This is a genomic window from uncultured Thiohalocapsa sp. (assembly GCF_913063425.1).
Taxonomy (GTDB): Bacteria; Pseudomonadota; Gammaproteobacteria; order Chromatiales; family Chromatiaceae; genus Thiohalocapsa.
Genome location: NZ_CAJXYK010000038.1, coordinates 14,075 through 37,323, shown reverse-complemented (window position 1 = coordinate 37,323; position 23,249 = coordinate 14,075). Strand labels below are relative to the sequence as shown.

At 71.2% G+C, this 23,249-nt stretch carries 14 protein-coding genes and 1 pseudogene; 12 read left to right on the top strand and 3 right to left on the bottom strand.

Translation table 11 applies throughout. The features are described from left to right. Positions 1 to 30: 30 nt before the first annotated feature. Positions 31 to 5,715 (bottom strand): excinuclease ABC subunit UvrA, encoded by a 5,685-nt coding sequence (locus tag QZ607_RS18280; RefSeq protein ID WP_295885637.1) that lies wholly within the window; start codon positions 5,713 to 5,715, stop codon positions 31 to 33. A gap of 702 nt (positions 5,716 to 6,417) precedes the next feature. Here QZ607_RS18280 and QZ607_RS18275 point away from each other — a divergent pair. The 8 genes and pseudogenes from QZ607_RS18275 to QZ607_RS18240 all read left to right on the top strand — a co-directional run bounded on the left by QZ607_RS18275 (position 6,418) and on the right by QZ607_RS18240 (position 14,506). Further along, the gene (locus QZ607_RS18275) at positions 6,418 to 7,299 is read left to right on the top strand and encodes a PEP-CTERM sorting domain-containing protein (protein ID WP_295885636.1); all 882 of its coding nucleotides are present in this window, start codon (positions 6,418 to 6,420) and stop codon (positions 7,297 to 7,299) included. A gap of 80 nt (positions 7,300 to 7,379) precedes the next feature. After that, positions 7,380 to 8,132, top strand: coding sequence for an SOS response-associated peptidase (locus QZ607_RS18270; RefSeq protein ID WP_295885634.1), 753 nt, complete (start codon positions 7,380 to 7,382; stop codon positions 8,130 to 8,132). Between the two features lie 404 nt (positions 8,133 to 8,536). Continuing rightward, positions 8,537 to 9,025 (top strand): annotated as a pseudogene (locus QZ607_RS25940) (sugar transferase); the annotation flags it as partial. Between the two features lie 383 nt (positions 9,026 to 9,408). After that, entirely contained in the window at positions 9,409 to 9,945 is a 537-nt protein-coding gene (locus tag QZ607_RS18260; protein WP_295885630.1) for a WecB/TagA/CpsF family glycosyltransferase, read from the top strand. After that, positions 9,942 to 10,676, top strand: coding sequence for an exopolysaccharide biosynthesis polyprenyl glycosylphosphotransferase (locus QZ607_RS18255; protein ID WP_295885626.1), 735 nt, complete (start codon positions 9,942 to 9,944; stop codon positions 10,674 to 10,676). Before QZ607_RS18260 ends, QZ607_RS18255 begins: the two co-directional genes overlap by 4 nt. A gap of 85 nt (positions 10,677 to 10,761) precedes the next feature. After that, entirely contained in the window at positions 10,762 to 12,267 is a 1,506-nt protein-coding gene (locus tag QZ607_RS18250; protein WP_295885625.1) for an NDP-sugar synthase, read from the top strand. A gap of 72 nt (positions 12,268 to 12,339) precedes the next feature. Beyond that, positions 12,340 to 13,284 carry a glycosyltransferase gene (locus QZ607_RS18245; RefSeq protein ID WP_295885624.1) on the top strand — a complete coding sequence of 315 codons (945 nt, stop codon included), beginning with the start codon at positions 12,340 to 12,342 and terminating at the stop codon, positions 13,282 to 13,284. Beyond that, positions 13,271 to 14,506, top strand: a complete 1,236-nt coding sequence (locus QZ607_RS18240) for a hypothetical protein (RefSeq protein WP_295885623.1) — start codon at positions 13,271 to 13,273, stop codon at positions 14,504 to 14,506. Before QZ607_RS18245 ends, QZ607_RS18240 begins: the two co-directional genes overlap by 14 nt. Before the next feature lie 34 nt (positions 14,507 to 14,540). Here the strand turns inward: QZ607_RS18240 and QZ607_RS18235 are convergent, their stop codons facing one another. Further along, a complete protein-coding gene (locus tag QZ607_RS18235) occupies positions 14,541 to 15,602 on the bottom strand; it encodes an EAL domain-containing protein (protein WP_295885622.1) in 1,062 nt (353 codons plus the stop codon). Positions 15,603 to 16,111: 509 nt separating this feature from the next. Between QZ607_RS18235 and QZ607_RS18230 the strand changes: the two genes are divergently transcribed. From QZ607_RS18230 to QZ607_RS18215, 4 genes are all read left to right on the top strand, one after another. Then, entirely contained in the window at positions 16,112 to 16,330 is a 219-nt protein-coding gene (locus QZ607_RS18230; RefSeq protein ID WP_295885619.1) for a YtcA family lipoprotein, read from the top strand. A 4-nt stretch (positions 16,331 to 16,334) separates the two neighbouring features. After that, positions 16,335 to 17,522 (top strand): multidrug transporter subunit MdtN, encoded by a 1,188-nt coding sequence (gene mdtN / locus QZ607_RS18225; protein WP_295885616.1) that lies wholly within the window; start codon positions 16,335 to 16,337, stop codon positions 17,520 to 17,522. Between the two features lie 55 nt (positions 17,523 to 17,577). After that, positions 17,578 to 19,797, top strand: a complete 2,220-nt coding sequence (locus tag QZ607_RS18220; protein WP_295885613.1) for an FUSC family protein — start codon at positions 17,578 to 17,580, stop codon at positions 19,795 to 19,797. A gap of 116 nt (positions 19,798 to 19,913) precedes the next feature. Then, on the top strand, positions 19,914 to 21,365 hold the full coding sequence (locus tag QZ607_RS18215; protein ID WP_295885611.1) for a TolC family protein: 1,452 nt from the start codon (positions 19,914 to 19,916) through the stop codon (positions 21,363 to 21,365). A 167-nt stretch (positions 21,366 to 21,532) separates the two neighbouring features. Here the strand turns inward: QZ607_RS18215 and dacB are convergent, their stop codons facing one another. Further along, positions 21,533 to 23,107: a D-alanyl-D-alanine carboxypeptidase/D-alanyl-D-alanine-endopeptidase gene (gene dacB, locus QZ607_RS18210; RefSeq protein WP_295885609.1), complete on the bottom strand. Its 1,575-nt coding sequence runs from the start codon at positions 23,105 to 23,107 to the stop codon at positions 21,533 to 21,535. Positions 23,108 to 23,249 lie beyond the last annotated feature (142 nt).

Genomic DNA, 23,249 nt, shown 5'->3' with positions numbered 1-23,249 from the left:
CCGCGCCCGGGCGGCGCCGAAAGCGCGGCTTCAGCCGAGGCCGAGCTTCCGGCGCAGCGCCAGGGCGGTGTGGCCCGTGCCCGCGGCTGCAATTGCGGCTGGCGGCCCCGCTGCCACCAGGGTACCGCCGCCGGCGCCTCCTTCTGGCCCGAGATCGATGACCCAGTCGGCGGCGGCGATCAGGTCCAGGTCGTGCTCGATCACCACCACCGAGTGGCCGGCGTCCACCAGCCGCTGCAGCACCACGATGAGCCGCTCCACGTCGGCCATGTGCAGCCCCACGCTCGGCTCGTCGAGCACATAGAGCGTGGGCCGCGCGGCGCGGCCTTCGGCGTCGCTGCGCGCCTTCGCCAGCTCCGCCACCAGCTTGATGCGCTGCGCTTCACCGCCGGACAGGGTCGGGCTTGCCTGGCCCAGGGTCAGGTAGCCTAAGCCCACGGCCTGCAACAGCTCCAGCGGCCGGCGCACAGCAGGATGGGCGGCGAACAGCTCCGTCGCCGCGTCGATGCTGAGGCCGAGCACCTCGCCGATACTGTGGTCGCGGTAGCGGATGCCCCGGGTCTCGGCGTTGAAGCGGCTGCCGTGGCAGACCTCGCACGGAACCTTCACGTCCGGCAGGAAGCTCATCTCCATGCGCTGCACGCCCTGGCCGTCGCAGGCGTCGCAGCGCCCGCCCTTGGTGTTGAAGGAGAAGCGCCCAGGCCCCCAGCCCAGCATGCGCGCCTCGGGCGTCGCCGCGAACAGCCGGCGGATGGCGTCCCAAAAACCGATGTAGGTGGCGGGGCAGGAGCGCGGGGTTTTGCCGATGGGTGTCTGGTCCACCTCCAGCACCCGGCTCAGGGCCTGCCAGCCGGTGACCGAGCGGCAGCCCTGAAGCACATGCCGGCGCCCACGCGGGCCCGGGCGCTCCGCCGCCAGCAGTCCCCGCAGGGAGGGTGCAAGCACATCGCGCACCAGGGTCGACTTGCCGGAGCCCGACACACCGGTGACACACACCAGCCGCGCCAGGGGTAGGGCGACGTCCAGGTGCCGGAGGTTGTGCCGCGCCGCGCCCTGGAGCCGGAGCCGGTCGGCGGCGTCCGGCCGGCAGGGGCGGGGCGGCTGTGCGGGCGGCTGGGGAGGGCGACTCAGGAAGCGCCCGGTGAGCGAAGCCGGGGCCGCCGCCAGCTCCGCTGCGCTGCCGCGGGCCACCACGGCGCCGCCGTTGCGCCCGGCGCCGGGGCCCAGGTCGATGATCTCATCGGCGGCGCGCATGGTGTCCTCGTCGTGCTCCACCACAATGACGCTGTTGCCACGCGCGCGCAGGCCCGCCAGGGTGTCGATGAGGCGGGCGTTGTCGCGCTGATGCAGGCCGATGCTCGGCTCGTCCAGCACATAGCAGACACCGCGCAGATTCGAGCCCAGCTGGGCGGCAAGGCGGATGCGCTGGGCCTCGCCGCCGGAGAGCGTCGGCGCCGCCCGGTCCAGGCTGAGATACGCAAGGCCCACCTGGGCCAGAAAGCCGAGCCGAGAGCGCACCTCCGCGATGACGTCGGCACCGATGGCCGCCTCCCGGGCATCCAGCGTCAGAGCGCCCAGCAGGTCCGCCGCCGCCGCCACGGTGAGCGCCGACAGCTCGGCGATGCTCTGACCCTTGAAGCGCACCGCCAAAGCCTCGGCCTTGAGCCGGGCGCCGTCGCAGGCGGTGCAGACCTCGGCGCCGCCGTCGTCGCCCTCCAGCCACTGGCCTTCTTCGCCGCTCTGTTCCGCGTCGAAGCCGGCGAGCTCGACGCCGGTGCCGAAGCAGCTCGGACACCAGCCGTGCTTGGAGTTGTAGGAGAAGAGCCGCGGGTCCGGCTCCTCGAAGCCGCGCCCGCAGCCCGGGCAGGTGCGGCTGGTGGAATAGGTGGCGGCGGCCGTGGCCGCGCCCGCCGGCAGCACCCGCACCAGGCCCTTGCCGGCATCCAGCGCCTGGTCCAGCAGGGCCGCCAGGGTCTCGGTGGGTGCGCTGCCCGGCTCCACATCGCCCACGGGCAGGTCGATGTCGTGCTCGCGAAACCGGTCCAGCTTCGGCCAGGGCTGCGTGGGCATGGGCTCCCCGTCCACCCACAAGAGCGGATGGCCCTGGCGGGCCGCCCAGGCGGCGAGATCGTTGTAGAGGCCCTTGCGGGCGATCACCAGCGGTGCCAGCAGGGTCACGCTGCGGCCGGCGAAGTCCGAGCGCAGGCGCTCCAGGATGGCCGTGCGGGGCTGTGCGGCGATGGGCAGGTTACAGTCCGGGCAGTGCTGCACGCCGAGCTTCACGTAGAGCAGCCGCAGGAAGTGATGGATTTCCGTGAGGGTGCCGACGGTACTCTTGCGCCCGCCGCGGCTGGTGCGCTGCTCGATGGCGATGGTGGGCGGGATGCCGAAGATGGCGTCCACATCGGCCCGCGCCGCCGGCTGCACGAACTGCCGCGCATAGGCGTTCAGCGACTCCAGATAGCGCCGCTGGCCCTCTGCAAACAGGATGTCGAAGGCGAGTGTGCTTTTGCCGCTGCCGGAGACGCCGGTGACCACCACGAAGCGCTCGCGCTCGATGGACAGGGTCAGATCCTTCAGGTTGTGCTCGCGGGCATGCTTGATGAGGATCGCGTTTTGGTGGTCGGGTTTCGAGGGGCGAAGCTCAAGGGGCGCGGCCACCACGGTTTCCTCCGCGATGTAGTGCCCGGCGCTGTCAGCGACCCGCCGCGCAGCCCTCGCACCGCGCGCCTCGATACTCGTTCCCAGTGCCCGCAGCGCCTTGCCCGTGTGGCTTGTCTCATGCCGGGCGACATCCACAGGTGTTCCGGTGCAGACGATGTTCCCGCCGCCGTCGCCGCCCTCGGGGCCCAGGTCGACGAGCCAGTCCGCGGCGCGGATCAGGTCCAGATTGTGCTCGATCACCACCAGGGAGTGGCCGGCGTCGATGAGGCGGCGGAAGGCCCGGAGCAGGGTCGCAATGTCATCGAAATGCAGACCCGTGGTGGGCTCGTCCAGCAACAACAGGAGCCCCGCCCCACGGCGCTTCCCGAGCGACTTGGCCAGGTGCCCGGCGAGCTTCAGGCGCTGTGCCTCGCCGCCGGACAGCGTCGGCACCGGCTGCCCCAGGCGCAGATAGTCCAGGCCCACATCGGCCAGCGGCTTGAGCGCGCGGGTGACGTCCGCATGCGCGGCGAACGCGCTCAGGGCATCGGCCACCGTCAGCTCCAGCACCTCGGCGATGTTGAGCCCGGCCCCGCTCGGCTGCTGATGCTGTTCCGGGTGCTGCTTCGGGCGCTGCTCCGGCGCATGCCCGGCGCCGGGCTGCGCGAGCCCGTCCAGGCGCACGTCGAGCACCGCGCTTTTGTAGCGCCGCCCGTTGCAGTCCGGGCAGCGCAGATAGACGTCGGAGAGGAACTGCATCTCCACGTGCTCGAAGCCCGAGCCTGCACAGGTGGGGCAACGCCCGGTGCCCGAATTGAAGCTGAAGTGCCCCGCCTTCCAGCCCCGCTCCCTGGCCAGAGGCGTTGCGGCGAACAGCTTGCGGATGGGGTCCAGCGCGCCGACGAAGCTCGCCGGGTTGGAGCGCGATGAGCGGCCGATGGGGGATTGGTCCAGCATCAGTACGTCGCGCACAAGGTCGGCGCCGGTGACCGCATCGCAGTCGCCGAGCGCACCCTCCGGATGCCCCTTGGCCTTGGCGAGGTGGTGAAACAGGACCTCCTGCACCAGCGTCGACTTGCCGGAGCCGGAGACGCCCGTCACCACCACCAGCCGGCCGAGCGGAATCTCGAGGTCGACGCCGCGCAGGTTGTGCTCGCGGGCGTTGCGGATGCCGATGGCGGGCTCATCCGCCGCGGGTGGTCTCGGCTCCCGCGGCGGCTCCACCCGGCGGCGCCCGGCCAGGTAGGCGCCGGTGAGGGACCCAGGCGCCTGCAGCAGCGCCGCCGGCGGCCCCTGGAACACCAACTCGCCGCCGCGCTCGCCGGGGCCCGGGCCGATGTCCAGAATCCGGTCCGCCGCGAGCATCACCTGCGGGTCGTGCTCCACCACCAGCAGCGTGTTGCCCTGGTCGCGCAGACGCTCGAGGATGCCCACCACCCGGTCCATGTCCCGCGGATGCAGGCCGATGCTCGGCTCGTCCAGCACGAACAGCGTATTCACCAGCGAGGTGCCCAGCGCCGTGGTGAGATTGATGCGCTGCACCTCGCCGCCGGAGAGGGTGCGGGACTGGCGGTCCAGGGTCAGGTAGCCGAGTCCCACCTCGGTGAGATACCTGAGCCGCGAGCGGATGTTCGCGAGCAGCAGCTCCATCGCCTGGTCCATGGCCCCGGGCAGTGCCAGGTCGTCGAAGAAGGCCCGGCAGCGGGCGATGGGCAGGCGCATGAGGTCGTGCAGGTTGAGCCCCGGCAGGCCGAGCCAGGCGAGATCCGGCATGGCGATGCGCTGGTGGCGGAAGCGCTCCCCCCGGGGCAGGGCGGTGTCCGCCAGGCCATGGTCGCCGACGCGGAAGTCGAGCGCCGCGTCCTTGAGCCGGGCGCCGGCGCAGGCGGGGCAGCTGTCGTAGCTGCGGTAGCGCGACAGCAGCACCCGCACGTGCATCTTGTAGGCGCGGCCCTCCAGCCAGTCGAAGAAGCGGCGGATGCCGTACCACACCCGCTCCTCCCACTCGCCCTCGCCCTCCAGTACCCACTCGCGATCGGCCTCCGAGAGATCCCGCCAGGGCACGTCCGTGGGCACGCCGCGGCGATGGGCGAAGGCCATCAGGTCCTCCTGCACCTCCGAGTAGCTGTCCGACTGGATGGGCTTGATGGCCCCGTCCAGCAGGCTTTTGGACGCATCCGGCACCACCAGCGACCAGTCGATGCCGATGACCCGGCCGAAGCCGCGGCAGCTGTCGCAGGCCCCGAGCGGCGAGTTGAACGAGAACAGCGCCGGCTGCAGGTCCCGGTAATGGATGTCGCAGTCCGGACAGTGCAGGTCAGAGGAGAAGCGCCAGGGCTCGCCCGGATTGCGCTCCGCGTCCAGCGGATAGACCCGGAGCCGACCGCGGCCGTGCTCCAGCGCTGCGGCGAGTGCCTCCACGGCACGGCTTTGGTTGTCCGCGTCCAGCTTGAGCCGGTCCTGGATCACCTCAAGCCGCGCATCGGACTCGGCGAGGAACCGGATGTAGCCCTGTTGGCCCAGCAGCTCCTTCACCTGCGCCGCGGTCATGGACTCCGGCACCGGCACGTCGAAGCAGATGAGTGCGCGCAGGGGCTCCGGCCGCTCACCGGCATCCGCCCGGTCCTGCCCCGTGCGGTGGCGCAGGGCGCCCCAGATGCTCTCGGGCGTATCCCGGCGCACCTCGCGGCCGCAGCCACGGCAGAACAGCCGGGCGGCGCGGGCGAAGAGCAGCTTCAGATGGTCGTTCAGCTCCGTCATGGTGCCGACGGTGCTGCGTGAGGTGCGCACGGGATTGGTCTGGTCGATGGCGATGGCCGGGGGGATGCCGTCGATGCGGTCCGCCTGCGGGCGGTCCATCCGGTCAAGGAACTGCCGGGCATAGGGCGAGAAGGTCTCGACATAGCGCCGCTGGCCCTCGGCATAGACGGTGTCGAAGGCCAGCGACGACTTGCCGGAGCCCGAGACACCGGTGACGACGATGAGCTCGCCGAGCGGCAGGTCCAGGTCCAGGTGCTTCAGGTTGTTCTGCCGCACCCCGCGCAGGCGGATGCGGTCGGCGGGGTCGGGCATGGCGGGCGTCAGGAAAGGGCGTGCAAAGGCGCGGTGGCGGAGCCCGCCATCATCGCAGGCGCGTGGCGGGCGTCAAGGCGCAGCAACCTTCGATGGCCTGAGGCTGCCGCCGGCGGAGTACCCAACCCGCGTAGCGCCAGCTCGGCGCCGGGAGCTGCGGCATCGGCAGCGCTGAGATCATCCACGTGGTCCATGGTGTGCTCTTGGTCGGTACGCCTTGCACGATGGTCCAGCGCCCCGTGCACCGTCGTCCCAATGTCAGTGCGCTGAGGCCCCCGCGATTGCGAATGACACAGCATTGCGTCGATGCGCAATGAGGCTGCAAGGCGCTGGCGCGTGAAACCTGACCCGGACACGGGCTGCCGACCAAAAACGCTTTTTCTGCAGAAAGCTGGATATAAGGCTCAGGGAATCACTGTATTCCAAGCTCAGTCAAAAGACCTATACATTGGCCGTTCGTCGGACTTTTTTGCGCCTCCACAGGCTTCGGGCTCCCGGATGCTTTCGCAGAGCGTGTTCGATTTGTATCGTCTCGCACGCTGCCATTGCTGATTGGAGCTGTTGCATGCTCGCCAGCAGAGATTTAATCGCGGGCGTATGCGATGCAGCCCCTGTGTTTTCGGCTTCACCCGGGAACGCAGTGAAAACGTCGGAGAGAGATTTTTGGCAGGCTGACCGACTGATCGGACACCGCGGTTATCAATGATGGGCATGAATGCGGGCCTGCAACGGCCGCAATGTCCATTGGCGCTGGGTGCCGTCTCGTCGTGCAAATGTACATCCCGCAAACGTCTGACCACCAGGGTGAATGACATGTACGGTAGGCAAACGAAATCTTCTTGCGCGCGTTCAGCGGCGCTCGCGGCGACCCTCATATTGGGTACAGCGTTTACGCCGGCGGCAAGCGCCTTCGCCACCTATGAGGCGGAAGCCAGCATCAGTCTGACGCTCCTCTCGGTGGTCGGCAGCGACGGCGCTGCGAGCCCCGACGACTTCTTGGTCGGGGCCTCCGGCTCGACCTTCGACGAGGGCGCCTTCACCACAGGATCGGCCAACGCCGACTTCGACAACGTCGTCGTCGATCCGCCGTTGTTGCTGGGCGTCGACGACACCGTGGTCCAGTCGTCCAGGGCCTTCGGGAACGCCACGCTCGGCAGCGCCGAGTCCCTCTCCTGGACGGATTTCAGCTTATTCGTCGAGAACCTCTCCCCTGACGTTCTGAACTTCAACTTCGCCTACGATTTCGCGGTGGCTGCTGGGGTCACCGGTTCCCTCGCCGATGGGGACGATGCCTCTGCCTTCGCGCTCGTGGACATCCTCGACGACGAGGGCTTTGTTGATTTCGTGCTCGAAGCAAGCGCAGGCCTACTCTTCGGCCCCCTCAGCGACAGCGACGGCGGCACGGGGACCTTTTCCTTCGATCTGGCCGCGGGCGGGCAGAACTTCATCACCGGCCTGATCGACGCAGACGGCTTCGCGTCGGCTACCGCTGGGCCCACCGTCCCTGCGCCGGCCACGGTCGCGCTTCTCGGCATCGGCATTGCTGCCATCGGTGTTCAGCGGCGACGGCGGGGGGCTGCCTAAGGGAGATACCAGTTGATTGCCGGCCGGCGCTCGACGGACAGCGCTTGCAGTGAGCAGACTCGACTCGCTAGGCTCCTCCCATGTGCGGTCGTTTCGTCCAACACGCGGACCCGGAGATCTACGCGAGCCGATACGCCGCGGAGCTGCCGGCGGATGGCTTGGGCGACTGGCGCCCGAGCTTCAATGTTGCGCCCACCCGGCCGGTGCTGGCGATCCGTGCGGCCAAGGACGGCGGGCGGGAGCTCGCGGCCCTGCGCTGGGGGCTGATTCCGAGCTGGTCGCAGGGGCCGGACAACCGTTACAGCATGATCAACGCCCGCGCCGAGTCGGTCGCGACCAAGCCGGCCTATCGCAGCGCCTTCAAGCGCCGGCGCTGCCTGATCCCCGCGGACGGCTTCTACGAATGGCAGGCACCTGTCGCCGGCGAGGATGCAGGCAAGGGCGGCGGTAAGGGCGTGGGCAAGGATAGGTCCAAGCCCAAGCAGCCCTATTTCATCCACCGCCGGGACGGCGCGCCCATTCTGCTCGCGGGGCTCTGGGAGGTCTGGCGGCCGCAGGAAGGTGATCCGGTGCACTCGTGCACCATCGTGGTCACGGATGCCAATGCCGCCATCGCACCGGTGCACGAGCGCATGCCCGTGGTGCTCGACCCGGATACCCCGGGCGCCATGGATACCTGGCTCGACCCGGACAACGCCGACACCGATGCCCTGCAGGCCCTGCTCAGACCGGCGCCCGCCGGCGCCTGGGTGCTGGACCCGGTCTCGCGCCGGGTCAACAGCCCCCGCAATGACGATGCGGATCTGCTGACGCCGATCACCGACGGCGGCTGATCCGCCCCCTCCCGACGCGGCTGCCCCAGCCATGTCCAGGGCTCCCCGCGTCGTCGGCGGATTGCTGGGGCGTGTGCGTCAGTTACCTGCATCCAACCACTTGCAGCATGCCTGTTGCCGAACTGTGCTCAAGGGTCGATGCGGCTCGGTGCCGGGACTCCGGGCGCGGTCCGTGCCGCCCGGCGCTGCGCCTGAAAATGTGATGCGGCGCACAGTTCCTGTGGGCTGAACCCGTTGTCCTTCTCCTGCGCGCGGCTGCGGTGGCACCAAGGCCGGCGGCGGCGCTTTCGGCCATGGGGCACCGAGGGCGCCGGGCGCCTGAGCCCCACCCTGAGAGCCAGCCTTAGACCCACCCTGAGCGCCACCCTGAGACGCACATAAATCAGCACGACGTCGGCAGGCACATGGGACGACAAGCGCTCAAGATTCCGGGGCCGCTCGGCAAGCGCACGCGCGGGCGGTGGCGCCTTGCCGTCAGGCGCAGGCTGCTGCCGGTGCTGCGCTTCTTTGCGGATGCCCTGCCGCGGCTCCTGGACATTGCCATTGCGTCGGCCCTGCTGCTGGTGCTTTCGCCCTTGGTCCTGGCGCGCGCCGCCGCCAGCCTGGCGCAAACGGGCGGACTGTTCACGCCGCAGGCGCTCATCGGGCGCTTTCGCAGCCGCATCCAGCGCCTGCGCTTTGCCGGCCGGGGTCCGCTGCGTGGGCTCGCCGTGTGGCTCAGCGTGCTGAAGGGGGACCTCGCCATCGTCGGGCCACGCCCGCTCACGGCGGCGGAGGCCGCTGCCGTGCCGGTTGCGGACGCCGTGCGCTTTACGGTGCGCCCGGGTCTGGTGTCCCCCTTCGGCGTCAAGCGCAGCGTGGGCATCGCCCATGTGGGCGAGAGCCGGCTGGACCGGGACTTCGTCTACAGCCAATCGATGCATGGGGACCTCGGTCTCGCCGCCCGCTCCATGGTGAGCGGAGTGCTGGGCGGCGGCGGCGCCCGGGAGATGCCCGCGGTGCTCAACTTCTTCGGCATTCCCATCCTCAACACCAGCATGCAGGCGGCGGTGGACTGGCTTATGGCGGCCTGCGGGGCGGCGGACCGGGCGCCTCGGCAGGTCGCCTTCGTCAACCCGGACTGCCTCAACATCGCCTGGCGCCATGCGGACTACCGCACGGCGCTGCTTGCGGCGGCGCGTGTGCTGCCGGACGGCATCGGCATCCACATCGGCTGCCGCATGCAGGGGCTGGCGCTGCGGGAGAACGTCAACGGCACCGACCTGTTCCCCCTGCTGTGCGAGGCGGCGGCGGCGCAGGGCGCTCGCTGTTCCTGCTGGGCGCCCGGCCCGGGGTCGCCGCGGCGGCGGCGCAGAGCATGCGCCAGCGCTACCCGGCGCTGCGCATTGCCGGCACGCGGGACGGTTACTTCGACGCCGCCGAGGAGCCCGCCGTCATCGAACAGATCAACGCCAGCGGCGCCGACATCCTGCTGGTGGCCTTCGGTGCGCCGCGCCAGGACCTGTGGCTGCACCAGCACCGGGACGTTCTCGCACCGCCGGTGCGCATGGGCGTCGGCGGCCTGTTCGACTTCTACTCCGGGCGCATCCCGCGGGCACCCGAGTGGATGCGTGAGATCGGCCTGGAGTGGGCCTACCGGCTGCTTCAGGAGCTGGGGCGCATGTGGCGGCGCTACGTCATCGGCAACCCGCTGTTCCTGTACCGCGTCTGGTGGCAGATGCAGCGCCCGGAGCGCTTCCCGCTGCCCGCCCAACTGCCGACCGCCCCGCGGCCCGCACCGGCAGCGCAAGCCGCGCCCGGGGGCGCGCCATGAGCACCGCCAGCGAGCAGCGGCGCCGGCAGGCGGCGCTCATCAAGCGCTACGGCAATCCCGCTGCCCTCGGTGCCCGGGCACGGACGCGCATGTGGCTCAAGCGCGCCGCCTGGGTGGGCGTGGTGCGCGGCTCCTATCTGGTCAAGCGCCTGTTCGACATCGCAGCCTCCGCGGTGCTGCTGGTGCTGTTGCTGCCGGTATTCGCCATGGTGGTGCTGGCCATCCGGCTGGAGTCGCCGGGGCCCATCCTGTTCCGGCAGACGCGCGTCGGGCGCTGGGGGCGGCTGTTTACCATGTGGAAGTTCCGGTCCATGTACGTGGACGCGGAGGCGCGCAAGGCGGCGCTGATGGCGCAGAACGAGATGGCCGGCGGCGTCATCTTCAAGATGAAGAACGATCCGCGGGTGACCAAGGTCGGCCGCTTCATCCGCAAGACCAGCATTGACGAGCTGCCCCAGCTGTGGAACGTGCTCCGCGGCGAGATGTCGCTGGTGGGGCCGCGGCCGCCGGTGCCCGCGGAGGTGGACGAGTATTCCCTCTCCGACCGCCGGCGCCTGGAAGTCATCCCGGGCATCACCTGCATCTGGCAGATCTCCGGGCGCTCGGAGATCCCCTTCGAGCAGCAGGTGGAGCTCGACGTGCAGTACATCGAGTCCCAGTCCTTCTGGACCGACCTGAAAATCCTTCTCAAAACCGTGCCGGCGCTCCTGCTCGGCACCGGCGCCTACTGAGGACCATGACATGTGCAAGGCGAGACGCACCGCTTGCCACCGCGCGCCTGTGCGCCCACCCGTCAGCGGCGGGAGCGCCTGAGCCATGCGCGCACTCGTGCTCGCAGACCGCCCCGCCGCCGACCTGGCGCCCCTGGACGCCCAGTACGCGCCGGCGCTGCTGCCGCTGGCGGACCGGCCCCTGGTGCAGTTCCGGCTGGAGGAGCTCATCGACGCCGGCATCACCGAGTGCATCTTCGTGCTCGGCGAGCATGCGGACAAGCTGGAGGCTTTGCTCGGCGCCGGCGAGCGCTGGGGCGGGCGCTTTCGCTTTGCCCTCAGCCGGACCGGCGGCGGGGGCGCGGAGGCGCCGAGCGCGGTCTGGCCGCGCATCGCCCTGCGCGACGACGAGCCGCTGCTGGCGCTGCGCGCGGACGTGCTTGCGGCGCCCTGCATCGCGGCCTTCCTGGACCAGGCCCAGGGGCTGCCCGGTGCGGTGGTGGTGGGGCAGGCGGCGGACCCGCGCGCTTCGCTGCTGCTGCTGCGCGCCGGCCATCCGGACCCGGGCCCGCTCCTGGATCTGCTGCACTGGGGCGGCGCCCCGGATCCGCAGCCTGCGGCGGGTGACGCCGCCGGTGCAGCCCACGCCATAGACCTCACCGCCACGCCCCTGAATCTGCTTGCGACGCTGCCGGACTACCACCGCGCCAACCGCGACCTGGTGGCCGGGCGGCTCCCGGGCCTCGCCGCCGCCGGCCGCGAGGTGGCGCTCGGCCTCACTGCCGGGCGCCGCGCCGCCGTGGCCCCCCGCAGCCTCAAGCAGGGCCAGGCCTATGTGGGCGAGAACAGCCGCATCAGCGCCGATGCGGAGCTGCTGGGCGAGGTGGTTGTCGCCCGGGACGTGGTAGTGGACCGGGGCGCCACCATCGCCGACAGCGTCATCCTGCCGCACAGCTACATCGGCGAGCTGGTGGAGGTGAGCAACGCCATCGTCGCCCACGATGTGCTGATCCGAGTGGACACGGGTGCGGTGCTCAAGGTGGCGGACGCCTTCCTGCTCGGGCGCCTGGGCGGGGAGGCCGCACAGCCGGAGGGTCCGCGCCTCTCCGACCGCATGCTGGGCGTGCTGCTGCTGTTGTTGTCGCTGCCGCTCTGGCCCATTGCGCTTGCCGCCGCGGCGCTGGAGTCCGGCGGCGGCCTGCTGCGTGGGGAGACCCTCATCGGCAACCGCGCGCCGGCGCTGAACGGCGCTGCCGGCGGCGGCAATGAGCGGGCCTTCGTCACCCGAAGGTTCGCAACCCGCATTCCGGTGCTGGCGACCCTGCCGCGGGTCCTGGCCGTCATCAGCGGCGACCTGCGACCGGTGGGGGTCGCACCCCTGACGCCGCAGCAGGCGGAGGCGCGCACCGAGGACTGGCAGCGGGTGCGCGACCAGGCGCCGGTGGGGCTCATCGGGCCGACCCAGCTGAACCTGCCGGCGGACGCGCCCTTCGACGAGCGGCTCATGAGCGACGCCTTCTATGCCGGCAAGCGCAGCGCCCTGGGCGACCTGCGCTGGCTCTGGACCGGCCTGCTCGGCCTCTTCAGCCGCCGGGCCTGGCAGCGCGTCTGAGTCCGGTGGCGGGGCTTTCGAGCCCGCGACGGCGCCCAAATCACAACAACGACACGGCACGGGGAGGATGAGATGCCCGGGGACAGTGCTCAGGTCAGGGCCGGCGGACAGCCGGGCCATGCACCGCGTGTGGCCATCGCCATGCGCTCCTACAACGACATCGACACCATCCGCGGCACGCTGGAGATGGTCGCCCGCCAGGGCTACCGCAACTTCAGGCTCTGGAGCTTCGACTCCAGCTCCAGCGACGGCACCCTGGAGGTGATCCGCGAGTACAACGACCCGGCGCGCATTCTGCAGAACGACCCCAAGGACTACAATCCGGGCCGGGTGCTGAACCACGCCGTGGCCACGGCGGGCGCCGACGCGGACATCGTGGTCTTTCTCAACTCCGATGCCACCCCCGAGCGCGAGGACTGGCTGGAGCGGCTCATCGCCCCGCTGGCGGCGCCGGAGGTCGGCGCCGTGTTCGGCCGGCAGACCGCGCGTCCGGACTGCCGGGAGCTGTTCCGCAAGGACACGGAGCGCGCCTTCGGCGACGGCAGCGAGTCCGCAAACTGGGTGCACTTCTTCTCCATGGCCAACGCCGCCGCCCGGCGGGAGGTACTGGAGCAGTACCCCTTCGAGACGCGTGTGCAATACTCCGAAGACATCGAATGGTCCTACCGGCTGCGCCGCGCGGGGCTGCGCATCGTCTACGTGCCGGAGGCGGCGGCCACGCACTCCCACAACTACACCCTGGCGCAGTCGTACAAGCGCCAGTTCGGCGAGGGCAAGGCCGAGGCCTGGATCTTCCGTAACGGCGAGATGGACATGTCTTTCCTGCGCTACATGGTGCTGCCCGCGGGCATGGAGGTGCTGCGGGACCTGGACTGGGCCGTGCGCGAGCGCTCCCTGGACGCGGCGCTGCACAGCGTCCCGCTGCGGCTGACCCAGAAGTGGGGCCGCTGGCGTGGACTGCGGGCGGGGCTGCGGGCGGTGAACGGCAAGCGGGGCGCTGCGCATGGGCAGGGCTGAGCCGGTTGCAGCGGCGGAGCCCATCGCCGCCCCGCCTGCGCGCTGGACCCTGGACGGCGGGCCGGAGGTGGAGGCACGCATCGAGGCCGACCAGCACGAGGTGGCGGCGGCGGTCACCGCCGTGGTGCCGGCGCCGCATCTCGTCGCCCTGGTGCTCATGGGCGGCTATGGGCGCGGCGAGGGCGGCTATGTGGTCACCGACCAGGGACCGGCGCCCTTCAACGACTACGACTACTTCGTCGTCGTCCGCCGCATGTCGGGCGGCGCCCGCGCCGCCCTGCACGCGGCCCTGGGCGAGCTTGCCGAGACGCTCACCGTGCGCTTGGGTGTGGAGGTGGACTTCGCGCTCCTCGGCGTCGAGCGGCTGAAGCGCGCCGAATACTCACTGATGAACGCCGAGATGCGTTGGGGCCACCGCGTGGTGGCGGGGGATCAGGACGTGCTGCGGGGTATGCGCGACATGCCCTTCCACGGCCTGCCTCCGGGTGAATTCACCCGGCTCATGCTGAACCGCGGCGCCCTGCTGCTCATGGATCAGCAACTGCTGCTGGAGCGCCGCTCCCTCGGCGTGGGCGGTGGTCTGGATGCGGGCGAGCGGGAGGTCTTCTTCAAGTACCTGTTCAAGGCAGTGCTCGCCTGCGGCGACGCCCGCCTCGCCGCCGCGGGGTGCTACCATCCCTCCTACCCCGAGAAGCTCGCCCGCCTGCAGGCGCCGCGCCCGGCGGTCTACGTGGACGAGCACGAGCGCCCGGACCCCATGCCCAGGCATGACGAGTTTCTGGAGCTCTACCGACTTGCCTATCGGCACAAGTTCCATCCGGCCTATGCGGAGTTTGCGCACGCGCGCCCGTCGGACTGGCTGGCGCGCGTGCTGCGCATCTGGACCGCCACCCTGCGTGCGTTCGAGATCCGCAGGCTGGGCCGCAGCTTTGCGGACTGGCACGACTACTGTCGCCCCGACCTGCCCAAGGGCCAGGGCGGCAACCTGGTCCGCAACCTCGGCGTCACCCTGCGCGACTTCGGCCCTCGTGAGCCGCTGCGCCGGCCGCGCCGCGCCCTGCGCTATCCCCGCGAGCGTCTCATCGCCGTCCTGCCGCTGTTGCTCACCGAGGCCGGCTCGCTGCTGGACCCCTGTGCCGCGAGCGCCCTGGGGCTGCCGGCGCAGGTCCACTGGAAGCTCGCGGCGGAGCGGTTTCTCGGACTTTGGGCGCGCTACGCCTGAGCACGCCGGGGCGTCTGCGCGTCGGGTCTTGCTCTCAATCCCCGGCATCCGCCACGGGCTCGGGCCTGCCGAACAGGAAGCCCTGCAACAGATCCGCGCCGGCCGCGCGCAGCCAATCCGCCTCGGCCTCGGTCTCCACACCTTCGGCGAGACTCTGGATACCGTTGCGTCGCGCGGTCTCGAACAGGTGCACGACGATGGACTGCTTGAAGCGATCCCGGTCGATGTCCCGGATGAGCGCCATATCGAGCTTCATGTAGTCGGGGCGCAGCTCGTGCAGCAGATTCAGCCCCGCCCAGCCTGAGCCCATGTCGTCGATGGCGACGCCGAAGCCGGCGTCGCGATAGAAGTGCAGGATCTGCTTCAGATGTTCCATATCCCGGGCGCGATGGGTCTCCGTCAGCTCGAAGACGATGTTCTCCGGACGCAGCCCCAGCTCGGCGATGGTGGCCGCGGTGGTGCGCAGGCAGTAGGCCGGATCATAGATGCTGGACGGATTGAAGTTGATGAAGAGGTTGCCTGCGAAGCCGGCGCGGGCAGCGGTCTCGACGGCGCAGCGGCGGGCAAGCAAGTCCAGCGTGAAGAGCTGACCGGAGAGGTCCGCCTGCAGGAAGGCCCGAGCCGGCGGGATCAGATGACCGGCGGCGTCCCAGAGGCGGAACAGGGCCTCCCGTGCAAAGGGCTTCGCATCCTCGGGTGCCTGGGCGGCGCGGATGGGCTGAAACCAGGAGGTGTAGCGCCCTGCGGCCAGTGCATCGGTGATTTCGCGGCCCCGGTAGCGGTTCACGAAGACCTTGCCGTCCAGGACCCGGCCCAGATCCTCGATGCCGGGGTCCTTGCCCGGAGTGGTGATCAGCCGGATGCCGGCGAGCTCCTGGCCGTTCAGGGTTGCGCTGAGTGTGTCGATGAAGCGGCCCACCTGGGCGCGTGGCACCAGCAGCGCCGCGTGGTGGTCATGGTCGCTGCGCAGCGGCGGCTCGTGGCTGGCATAGGCCTGCTTCAGCTTGTCCAGCACATCGACGGTGGGCAGGTGCAGCCAGAACAGCGTGGGCTCGAACAGCAGTGCTTCGATGGCTTCGCATTCAGGACAACGCATGGAGGGCTCCGGCGGACCAACGGGCAGGCGTGACCGGCGGCATCTGAGGGGGTCGCGCCCAGGGTGACCTGGACCAGGGCAGCGCCGGCGGGGCGGGGGATCGCCCGCAGGCGGCAATGGCTTTGACTACCGGGGAACCGCCCGCAAGCCCAGGGCGAAGCCCTGCGCGGTTGCCCCCGGCCGGTCGCGACGGCCCGTCAACCAGGCCGTCCCCGGCTGCCGCAGGCCGCTGCTGATCCATGCGACAGAAAAGTACGGGGCTTGGGGGCGCTTTAAAAGGATGGCTGATCTGAATCTGCACCAGTTTGGGCCATTTCCCCCGGATCTTGGGCCCGCGCGGCGCAGCGATCTCACCGGCGGGCTTGCGGCCCGCTTGAGCCCTATGCCATAAAGGGGGGATATTACCCTTGCATCAGGTAAAACCCCAGTCCATGAAGCTTCCCCAGACGGCGGCGTTGGTCGCGGCGGACTCAGGGCTGCGTGGTCCGGTGCCGCAATAGCCCGCGCCTATGCTGGCAGGGCCGGTCATCGATATCGCGGGGTCCTATTTCCCGGGCTGGATTCCAAGCGCCGTCTTCGGTGTCGTTGCAGCCGTGGTGCTCTATGCGCTGCTGGTCAAGCTCGGCATGGCGCGCTGGATTCCCCTGCCGGGCCTGTTCTATCTGATGGCCGGGGCATCCGCGGCGATGCTGTTCTGGCTGTTGCTGTTCACGGACGCGCTGGGCTGACGGCATGAGCGGGACAACACCCACCGAGAACGGTCCGCCCGAGACCGCGGGTGGCACACCGGTGCGGGCCGACGGACAGGACGCGCGCACGGCAGACACAGCGAGTCCGGGCGCCGTCGGCTCGCTGGCAATGCCGGAGCCCGCCGCGCGCACCGGTCGCCGTCATGAGCGACTGCTGGCGGCCCTGGGACATCTGCTGTTTGTGCTCATGCTGGCGGGCACCATCGGGCTGGGCTATCGCCTTTTGACGACGCTGAGCGACGCCCCGCGCACCAGCGATGCGGAGATCGACGCGGAGGTGGTGCGCATCGCCGCTGCCGTGCCGGGGCGCCTTCAGGCACTGCGGGTGGCCGACGGCGAGCGGGTCGACGCCGGGCAGGTGCTGTTTCGCATCGCCGCCGAATCCTACCGTCAGGAGCTGGCGCTGGCCGAGGCCGAGCTGGCCGCCGTGCAGGCGCAGCTGGCGGAGCAGGAGCGGCTGCTCCAGTCCGAGCGCGCCAATGCCACCGCGGCACGCGACGAGGTGAGCCGCGCCCGCGCCAACCTGGAGCTCGCCAACCGGTCACTGGCGCGCACCCGCGCCATGGCTGCGGATGGCTATGCCTCGCAGCAGGCGCTGGACGAGGCGCGCACCGCCGTCGGCGACGCCGAGGTCTCGCTGCGCCAGGCACTGGAGGGCGCCCGCGCCGCAGAGAGCGAGGTGCAGACCGCCCGCGCGCTCAAGGCGCAGGTGCGCGCCAACGAGGCCCTGGTGGCCATCGCCCGCCGCGAGCTGGAAAAGACCGCGGTGCGTGCACCCATCGCCGGCCGGGTGGCCGGTCTGCGGCTGGCTGAGGGGGAGTTTCTGCAGCCCGGGGAGCCGCTGTTCACCCTTATCGACACCGCAAGCTGGCATGCCCGGGCGCTGTTTCGGGAGACGGACCTCAAGCACCTGCGCGTCGGCGATCCGGCCCGGGTCTACGTCATGATCGACCAGTCCAGGCCCATCGCCGGCGAGGTGGCGGAGATCGGCTGGGGCGTGGTCTCCGACGACGCCATCGGTGCCCTCGGGGATCTGCCCTATGTGGCGCGCACCCTGAACTGGGTGCGGGTGGCCGCGCGGTTTCCGGTGCGCATCGCGCTGACGGACCCGCCGGAGCGGCTCATGCGCATCGGCGCCTCCGCCGTGGTGCAGGTGGATGAGCGGCGTTGACGCCGCCGGTGCCCGCGGCCGGCGGGGTCCGTGGCCGGCCGGCCGGCCGGCGCGCATGAGCCCCACCGCCGCCGTGCTGGAGCCGTCCGCGGGCGCGCGGCTGTGGGCCTTCCTGTGGCGGGAGCTCGCCCCCTTCCCGGGGCGCTTCGGCCGGGCCCTTCGCATCGCCGTCCTGTGCATGCTGGTGGTGATCGTCTTCATGGCCTTCGGCATGCCGGAGTCGGCGCTCGCGGCGTATCTGGTGTTCTTCGCGAGCAAGGACGACGCCGCCACCAGCTCCATCGACGGCTTCGTGCTGATGGTGCTCATCGTCCTGGTGATCGGCGTCGCCTTCGTCGCCACCGCGGCGACCCTGGGCTCCCCGGCGCTGCGGGTGTCGGCTCTGGGCCTGTTGGTGTTCGGCGGGATGTTCCTCGCGGCCACCACGTCGCTCGGGCCCGTGGCCAGCTCCGTGGCCATGGTGCTGGCCATGGCGCTGACGGCGCCGGACCTGATCGGCTATCCGCAGCTCATCGAGACCGCCTTCTTCTGGATGCTGCCGGTGGGTCTGGTGCCCATGGCGTTGCTCATCGTCAGTAACCTGGTGGCGGGGCGCAGCCCGGTACGGCTCTATCGCGCGCTGCTGCGCGAGCGCTTCGCTGCCGCCCGTGCCGCGCTGCACGATGGGGACGGCGGCGGCCGCCGTCTTCTGACCCTGCTGCACGAGGGCGACGCCCGCAGTGCGGACTTCGCCAAGATGACCCGTCTGCTGCATCTGGTGCCGATGCGCAGGCTGGCGCAGCTGGAGGCCATGGAGCGCCTGTCCATGCGCCTGCTGACGGCGTTGGCGGCGCGCTCGGCGCTGGCGGCAGCGCAGACGCCGGCGACGGCGCGCGCTGATCCAGCGTTGCGATCAAGTGCGCTGTCGGGCGCCGCGCCTCAGCCCCACCTGCCGAGCGATCCTGCCCGCTTGCGACAGCGCGATGCGGTGCTCGGCCATTGCGAGGCCTGGCTCCAGCGGCCCGACCCGCCGCACCCGGCCGCCGTCGGGCCGAGCGGGCTGGACCCGACCCGCCTGCCGCGACCGCCCCGCGCCGAGGAGCAGGAGATCGACCGCGTGGTGGCGGCGCTCGCGCGGGTCTGCGCCGGCGACGACGCCGCCGTCGCGGAGGCCAGGGGCGATGCGGCGCCCGCCGCTGGCGGCGGGCTCTTCGTTGCGGACGCCTTCACCAACCCCGAGTACCCCCGCTATGCGCTCAAGACCACGCTGGCGGTGATCGCCTGCTACCTGTTCTATGTCTCCCTCGACTGGCCGGGCATCCACACCTGTGTCATCACCTGTTTCTACGTCGCCCTGAGCTCGGTGGCGGAGACCATGCACAAGCTGATCCTGCGGCTCATCGGCTGCGCCATCGGCGCGGTGCTGAGCTATGCGGTGCTGATCTTCGCCTTTCCGCACATGACTTCCGTGGGCTCGCTGGCGCTCGTCATCGGTGTCGTCGCCTTCGCCTCCGCCTGGATCGGCGTCGGCAGCGAGCGGACGTCCTACATCGGCCTGCAGATCGCACTCTGCTTCTTCTTGGCGACCCTGCACGGGTTCGGCCCCACGGTGCACCTGGACGTGGCCAGCGGCCGGCTTATCGGGGTGGTGGTGGGCAATCTTGCCGTGGCGCTGTTCTTTACAACACTCTGGCCCGTCAGCGCGGAAGCTAAGGTGCGCCGGCGCTTCGCCGACGGGCTGGACGGCATCGCTGCCGTGCTTGCGGCGCCCGCGCGCCCGGCGGCGGTGGCACGCGCCGGCGACCGCATCAATGCGGCGCTCACCGCGGCCCGGGATGCGGCCGAGCTGGTGGTGTTCGAGCCCGCCCGTATTCGCCCGAGCCGTCAGCGCCGGCGCGAGGCGGTGCAGCTCGCGGCCTTGGCCGACGGCCTTTACCAGGTGGGCGCGCAGTTGGCGCAGCAGCGGCTGCGGCTGCTGGCGATGCACTCGGGCGCAGACGGGGCGACGGCGTGGTTGGGGCAGGACATGCTCGCGGACATCGAGACCCAGGACCGCGCGCGGGCCAACGCGCTCGAAGCCTTTGCCGCGCGGCTGCGGGCGCACGCGCCGGATGCGCCGGCGCCGCCGGGAATGCCCGAGGGTGCGCCGGCGCTCGCCCGCGCCGAGGACCCGGACCTTCAGGACCGCTGGCGGTTGTACCAAGCCTTCGATGCGCGGCTGGCACCGTTGCTGGCCCTCGCGCATGCGGGCGGCGAGCCCGCCCTGGGGAGTCGAGCGCAGTGGGCAAGCGTATGATCCAGCGACCTGACAGGCGGCCTCGACGCGGCGGCGCCGGGCGCCAAGCCGGCCCGGCATTATCGCGCTGGTGCGTGCGATGCAGCATGCGCCGGGCGCGCCGCCGTGCTGCTCTGTTGGGCCTTGCCGCCGGCGGCTTGCTGCTGGTGTTGCTGACGGGCTGCCGCACCCTGACGCCGGCACCGACGCCGGCGAGCCCGGCGGCGCCCTGGCCCGTGCCGGAGGAGCTTCAGGCAGAGGTCGCCTCCGTGGTGGCGCAGGTGGGCGCCGGGCGCCGGGACGGGGCCGCTGCGCCGCCGGCTGTCGGCATCGATACGGGTCGCGCCTACGCGCTGCCTGAGCTCATCGACATCGCCCAGCGCAACAACCCGCAGACCCGCGTGGCCTGGGAGGCGGCACGACAGGCGGCGCAGGCGGTGGGGGAGGCCGAGGCCACGCTGCTGCCACGGCTCGCCGCCACTGTCGTCGGCGGCTATCAGCGCGTCTCCACGCCCATCCAGCTGCCGCTGGGCGGCACCCGCACCCTGAGCGCGGATGTGCAGGGGGTGATGCCGGTGCTGAGCCTGGAGTGGCTGTTGTTCGACTTCGGCGAGCGCGATGCGGCAGTGCGGGCGGCGCGGCACCTTACCACCGTTGCCAATGTGGAATTCAACCAGGTGCACCAGCAGCTGGTGTTCGACGTGAGCCAGGCGTATCACGCCGCCGTGGCCGCGGCCGAGAAACGCCGCACCGCTGCGCGGGCCGTTGCCGCGACCCGGCAGATCCTCGCTGCTGCCGAGACCGGGCAGGCGCGCGGGGTCGGCACCCGCGTGGAGGTGGCTCAGGCGCGCCAGCAGCTGGCCCAGGCGCAGCTGTCGCTGACCAATGCACAGGGCGAGGCCGACACCGCCCATGTGGCGCTCAACGCCGCCCTCGGCCTGCCCCAGGCGATCCGGCTGCGCCTGGCGTCTCCGGGGCCGCTGCCGGCGGCGAGCGCGCGCTCCCTGGACCAGGTCATCGATGCGGCGCTCGCCAAGCGCCCGGACATCATCGCGGCCGTGGCGGAGCTGCGCGCGGCACAGGCCGGCGTGGACCTGGCGCAGGCGGCCTTCATGCCCAAGGTCGGGGTCGTCGGCAGCCTGGCCGTCGACGACAACCAATTCCGCCTCAACAACAGCGGCACGCTGGGCACGCCGTTGGAGCAGACCGGCGTGCTGGTGGGCATGACCCTGCCGCTGTCCGACGGCGGCCTTCGCCGGAGCCGGCGCAGGAGCGCCTATGCGCGGGTGCGTGCGGCCCAGGCGGAGGTCGCCGCCGTGCGCGACGCCGCGGCCCGGGAGATCGCGGCGGCCTATACGGCCCTGCGCACGGCGCTGGCGGCGCAACGCAGCGCCCGCTCCCTGGTCGCGGCGAGCCGGATCACCGTGGACGCCGCCCGCAAGGGCTTGGATGTCGGCCTCGGCACGCTCACCGAAGCCGTCGCGGCGGAGAAGGCCCTGATGGACGCGGAGGAGGTGCTCGCGGTGACGCGCCGGGATGCCTTCGACGCGGCCACCAATCTTGCCTTTGTGACGGCGGCGCTGCGCTAGCGAGACAGCGCGTACGCGGAAATCCGTCCGCTCGGGGCCGGGAGATCCGTGCTCGCTGCTGGAAGCCCGACGCACCGCTTCGGCCTCGCCCGTCGCCCAGCTGGCCGGGGCCGGGCCGCTGGCGCGTCATCGGCGCCGCCAGCGCCTTGGCCCCCCAGGCGGCGTCTTCAGGGCAGCTTGGCGCCGTCCTGGAACCAGCGCAGCAGTGCGTGGTGCACCGCGTGACCGTGCCAGGCCGCGAGCCGCTGGCCGGGCAGGGCGTTCACCAGCACCACCACGACCCAGCGCCGACCGTCCGCGCCCAGCACATAGCCGGCGATGCAGCTGGCGTCGCGCACGGTGCCGGTCTTCAGGTGCGCGCGGCCGGCAATGGGCTCGTTGCGCATGCGCTTGGCCAGGGTGCCGTCCACGCCCATGATGGCCATGGATGCCATCAGCTCCGGCATCCACGGCTGGCGGTAGGCCCAGGTCAGGAGCTCGCCCAGGCTGGCAGCGGCGATACGGCTGTCCCGCGACAGACCGGAGCCGTTGTCGATGACAAGCTCCGGGAAGCGGAAGCCGCGCTCGGCGAGCCAGGCATGCAGCGCCTCCCGGGCCTTCTCCTTGCTGCCCGGTGGACCCGCGTGCTGGCTGCCCAGGGCCAGGAAGACGAGCCGCGCCATCAGGTTGTCGGACCACTTGTTGATCCGCCGCAGCACGGCGTGCAGGGGCTCCGAGTCGGTGCTGTGGAACAGCTCGGCGCCCGCGGGCGTGGATGCCGCCAGCACCCGGCCGCTCAGGGTGCCGCCGGCCTCCCGCCAGAGGGCGTCGAAGGCCGCGGCGGCATGCTGCTCGGGGCTCAGGATCAGGCGCGGGATGCGCTCGTCCGGGCATTCGCTGGCGAAGGTGCCGGTGATGGTGAGCCTGGGCGGCTGTGCCGCCCGGGCGTCGGCGTCCAGGTCCCGCGAGCCGGCCTGGGGGCCGCCATTGCCGGGAAGCTCGGGCAGCGGGATGGTCTGCGGTTGTTGTGCCTGTGTGTCATCCGCAGGCGGCTGCGGCTCCAGCGGCCCGGGATCGCCCCCGCCGGGGCTGCCGTCGGCATCGGGCTGCGGCGTTGCGGCAATCGTCTCTTCACCGGTGGATGCGGGTGCAGGCTCCGTGTAACGCACGCTGAGCCTGTGGTAGCGCCCGCGGCAGGGCGCCTGCACCACCCGCGCCTCGTTGACGATGTCGAGGTGGCTGAGCGGCGGCTCGGTGTAGACGCCGACCCCGCCGCGGGCACGGTCGTGGTAGAGGTGCACGTCCGTCACCTGCCGGTTCAGGCTGAGTGCCGCCGGCAGGGCGTTGTAGCTGCGCTGCGCGGCCCCGTCGAAGTCGCCGCGCCCGGCCGTGGGGGCCACCAGGTGGCTGTTGTCCAGGATCAGATCGCCTGCGATGTGGCGAATGCCCTTGGCGCGGACGGCGCGGATCAGCGCAGCGTAATCCTCGGTGCTGAGGAAGGGGTCGCCGTAGCCCTTGATGCTCAAGCGCCCCTCCAGGGTGCCGGCCACCACCTCGCCATCAATCCGCACCTCGGTGTGCCATTGGTGGTCAGGCCCGAGCAGGTCCAGCGCGGCGATGCTGGTGACGAGCTTGATGGTGGAGGCGGGGATGCGCGGCCGCTCGGCTGCCACGGCCAGCAGGGGCCGGTCGGCGTCCACCGCGCGCACGTAGGCGCTCACCTGGCTCGGCTCGAGCGTCAGCTCCGGCAGCAGGGCCGCCACCTCGGGCGGGAGCCGGTCATGGGGTGCCCTTGCCCCGGGCTGTTCCGGTGCGGCGGTTTCCCGAGCTGCGGCGTCCGGCGCTGGGCCTGGGTCTGGTGCCGCCTGCTGAGCCAGGGCGTGCGCCGCCAGCAGCAGGCACAGC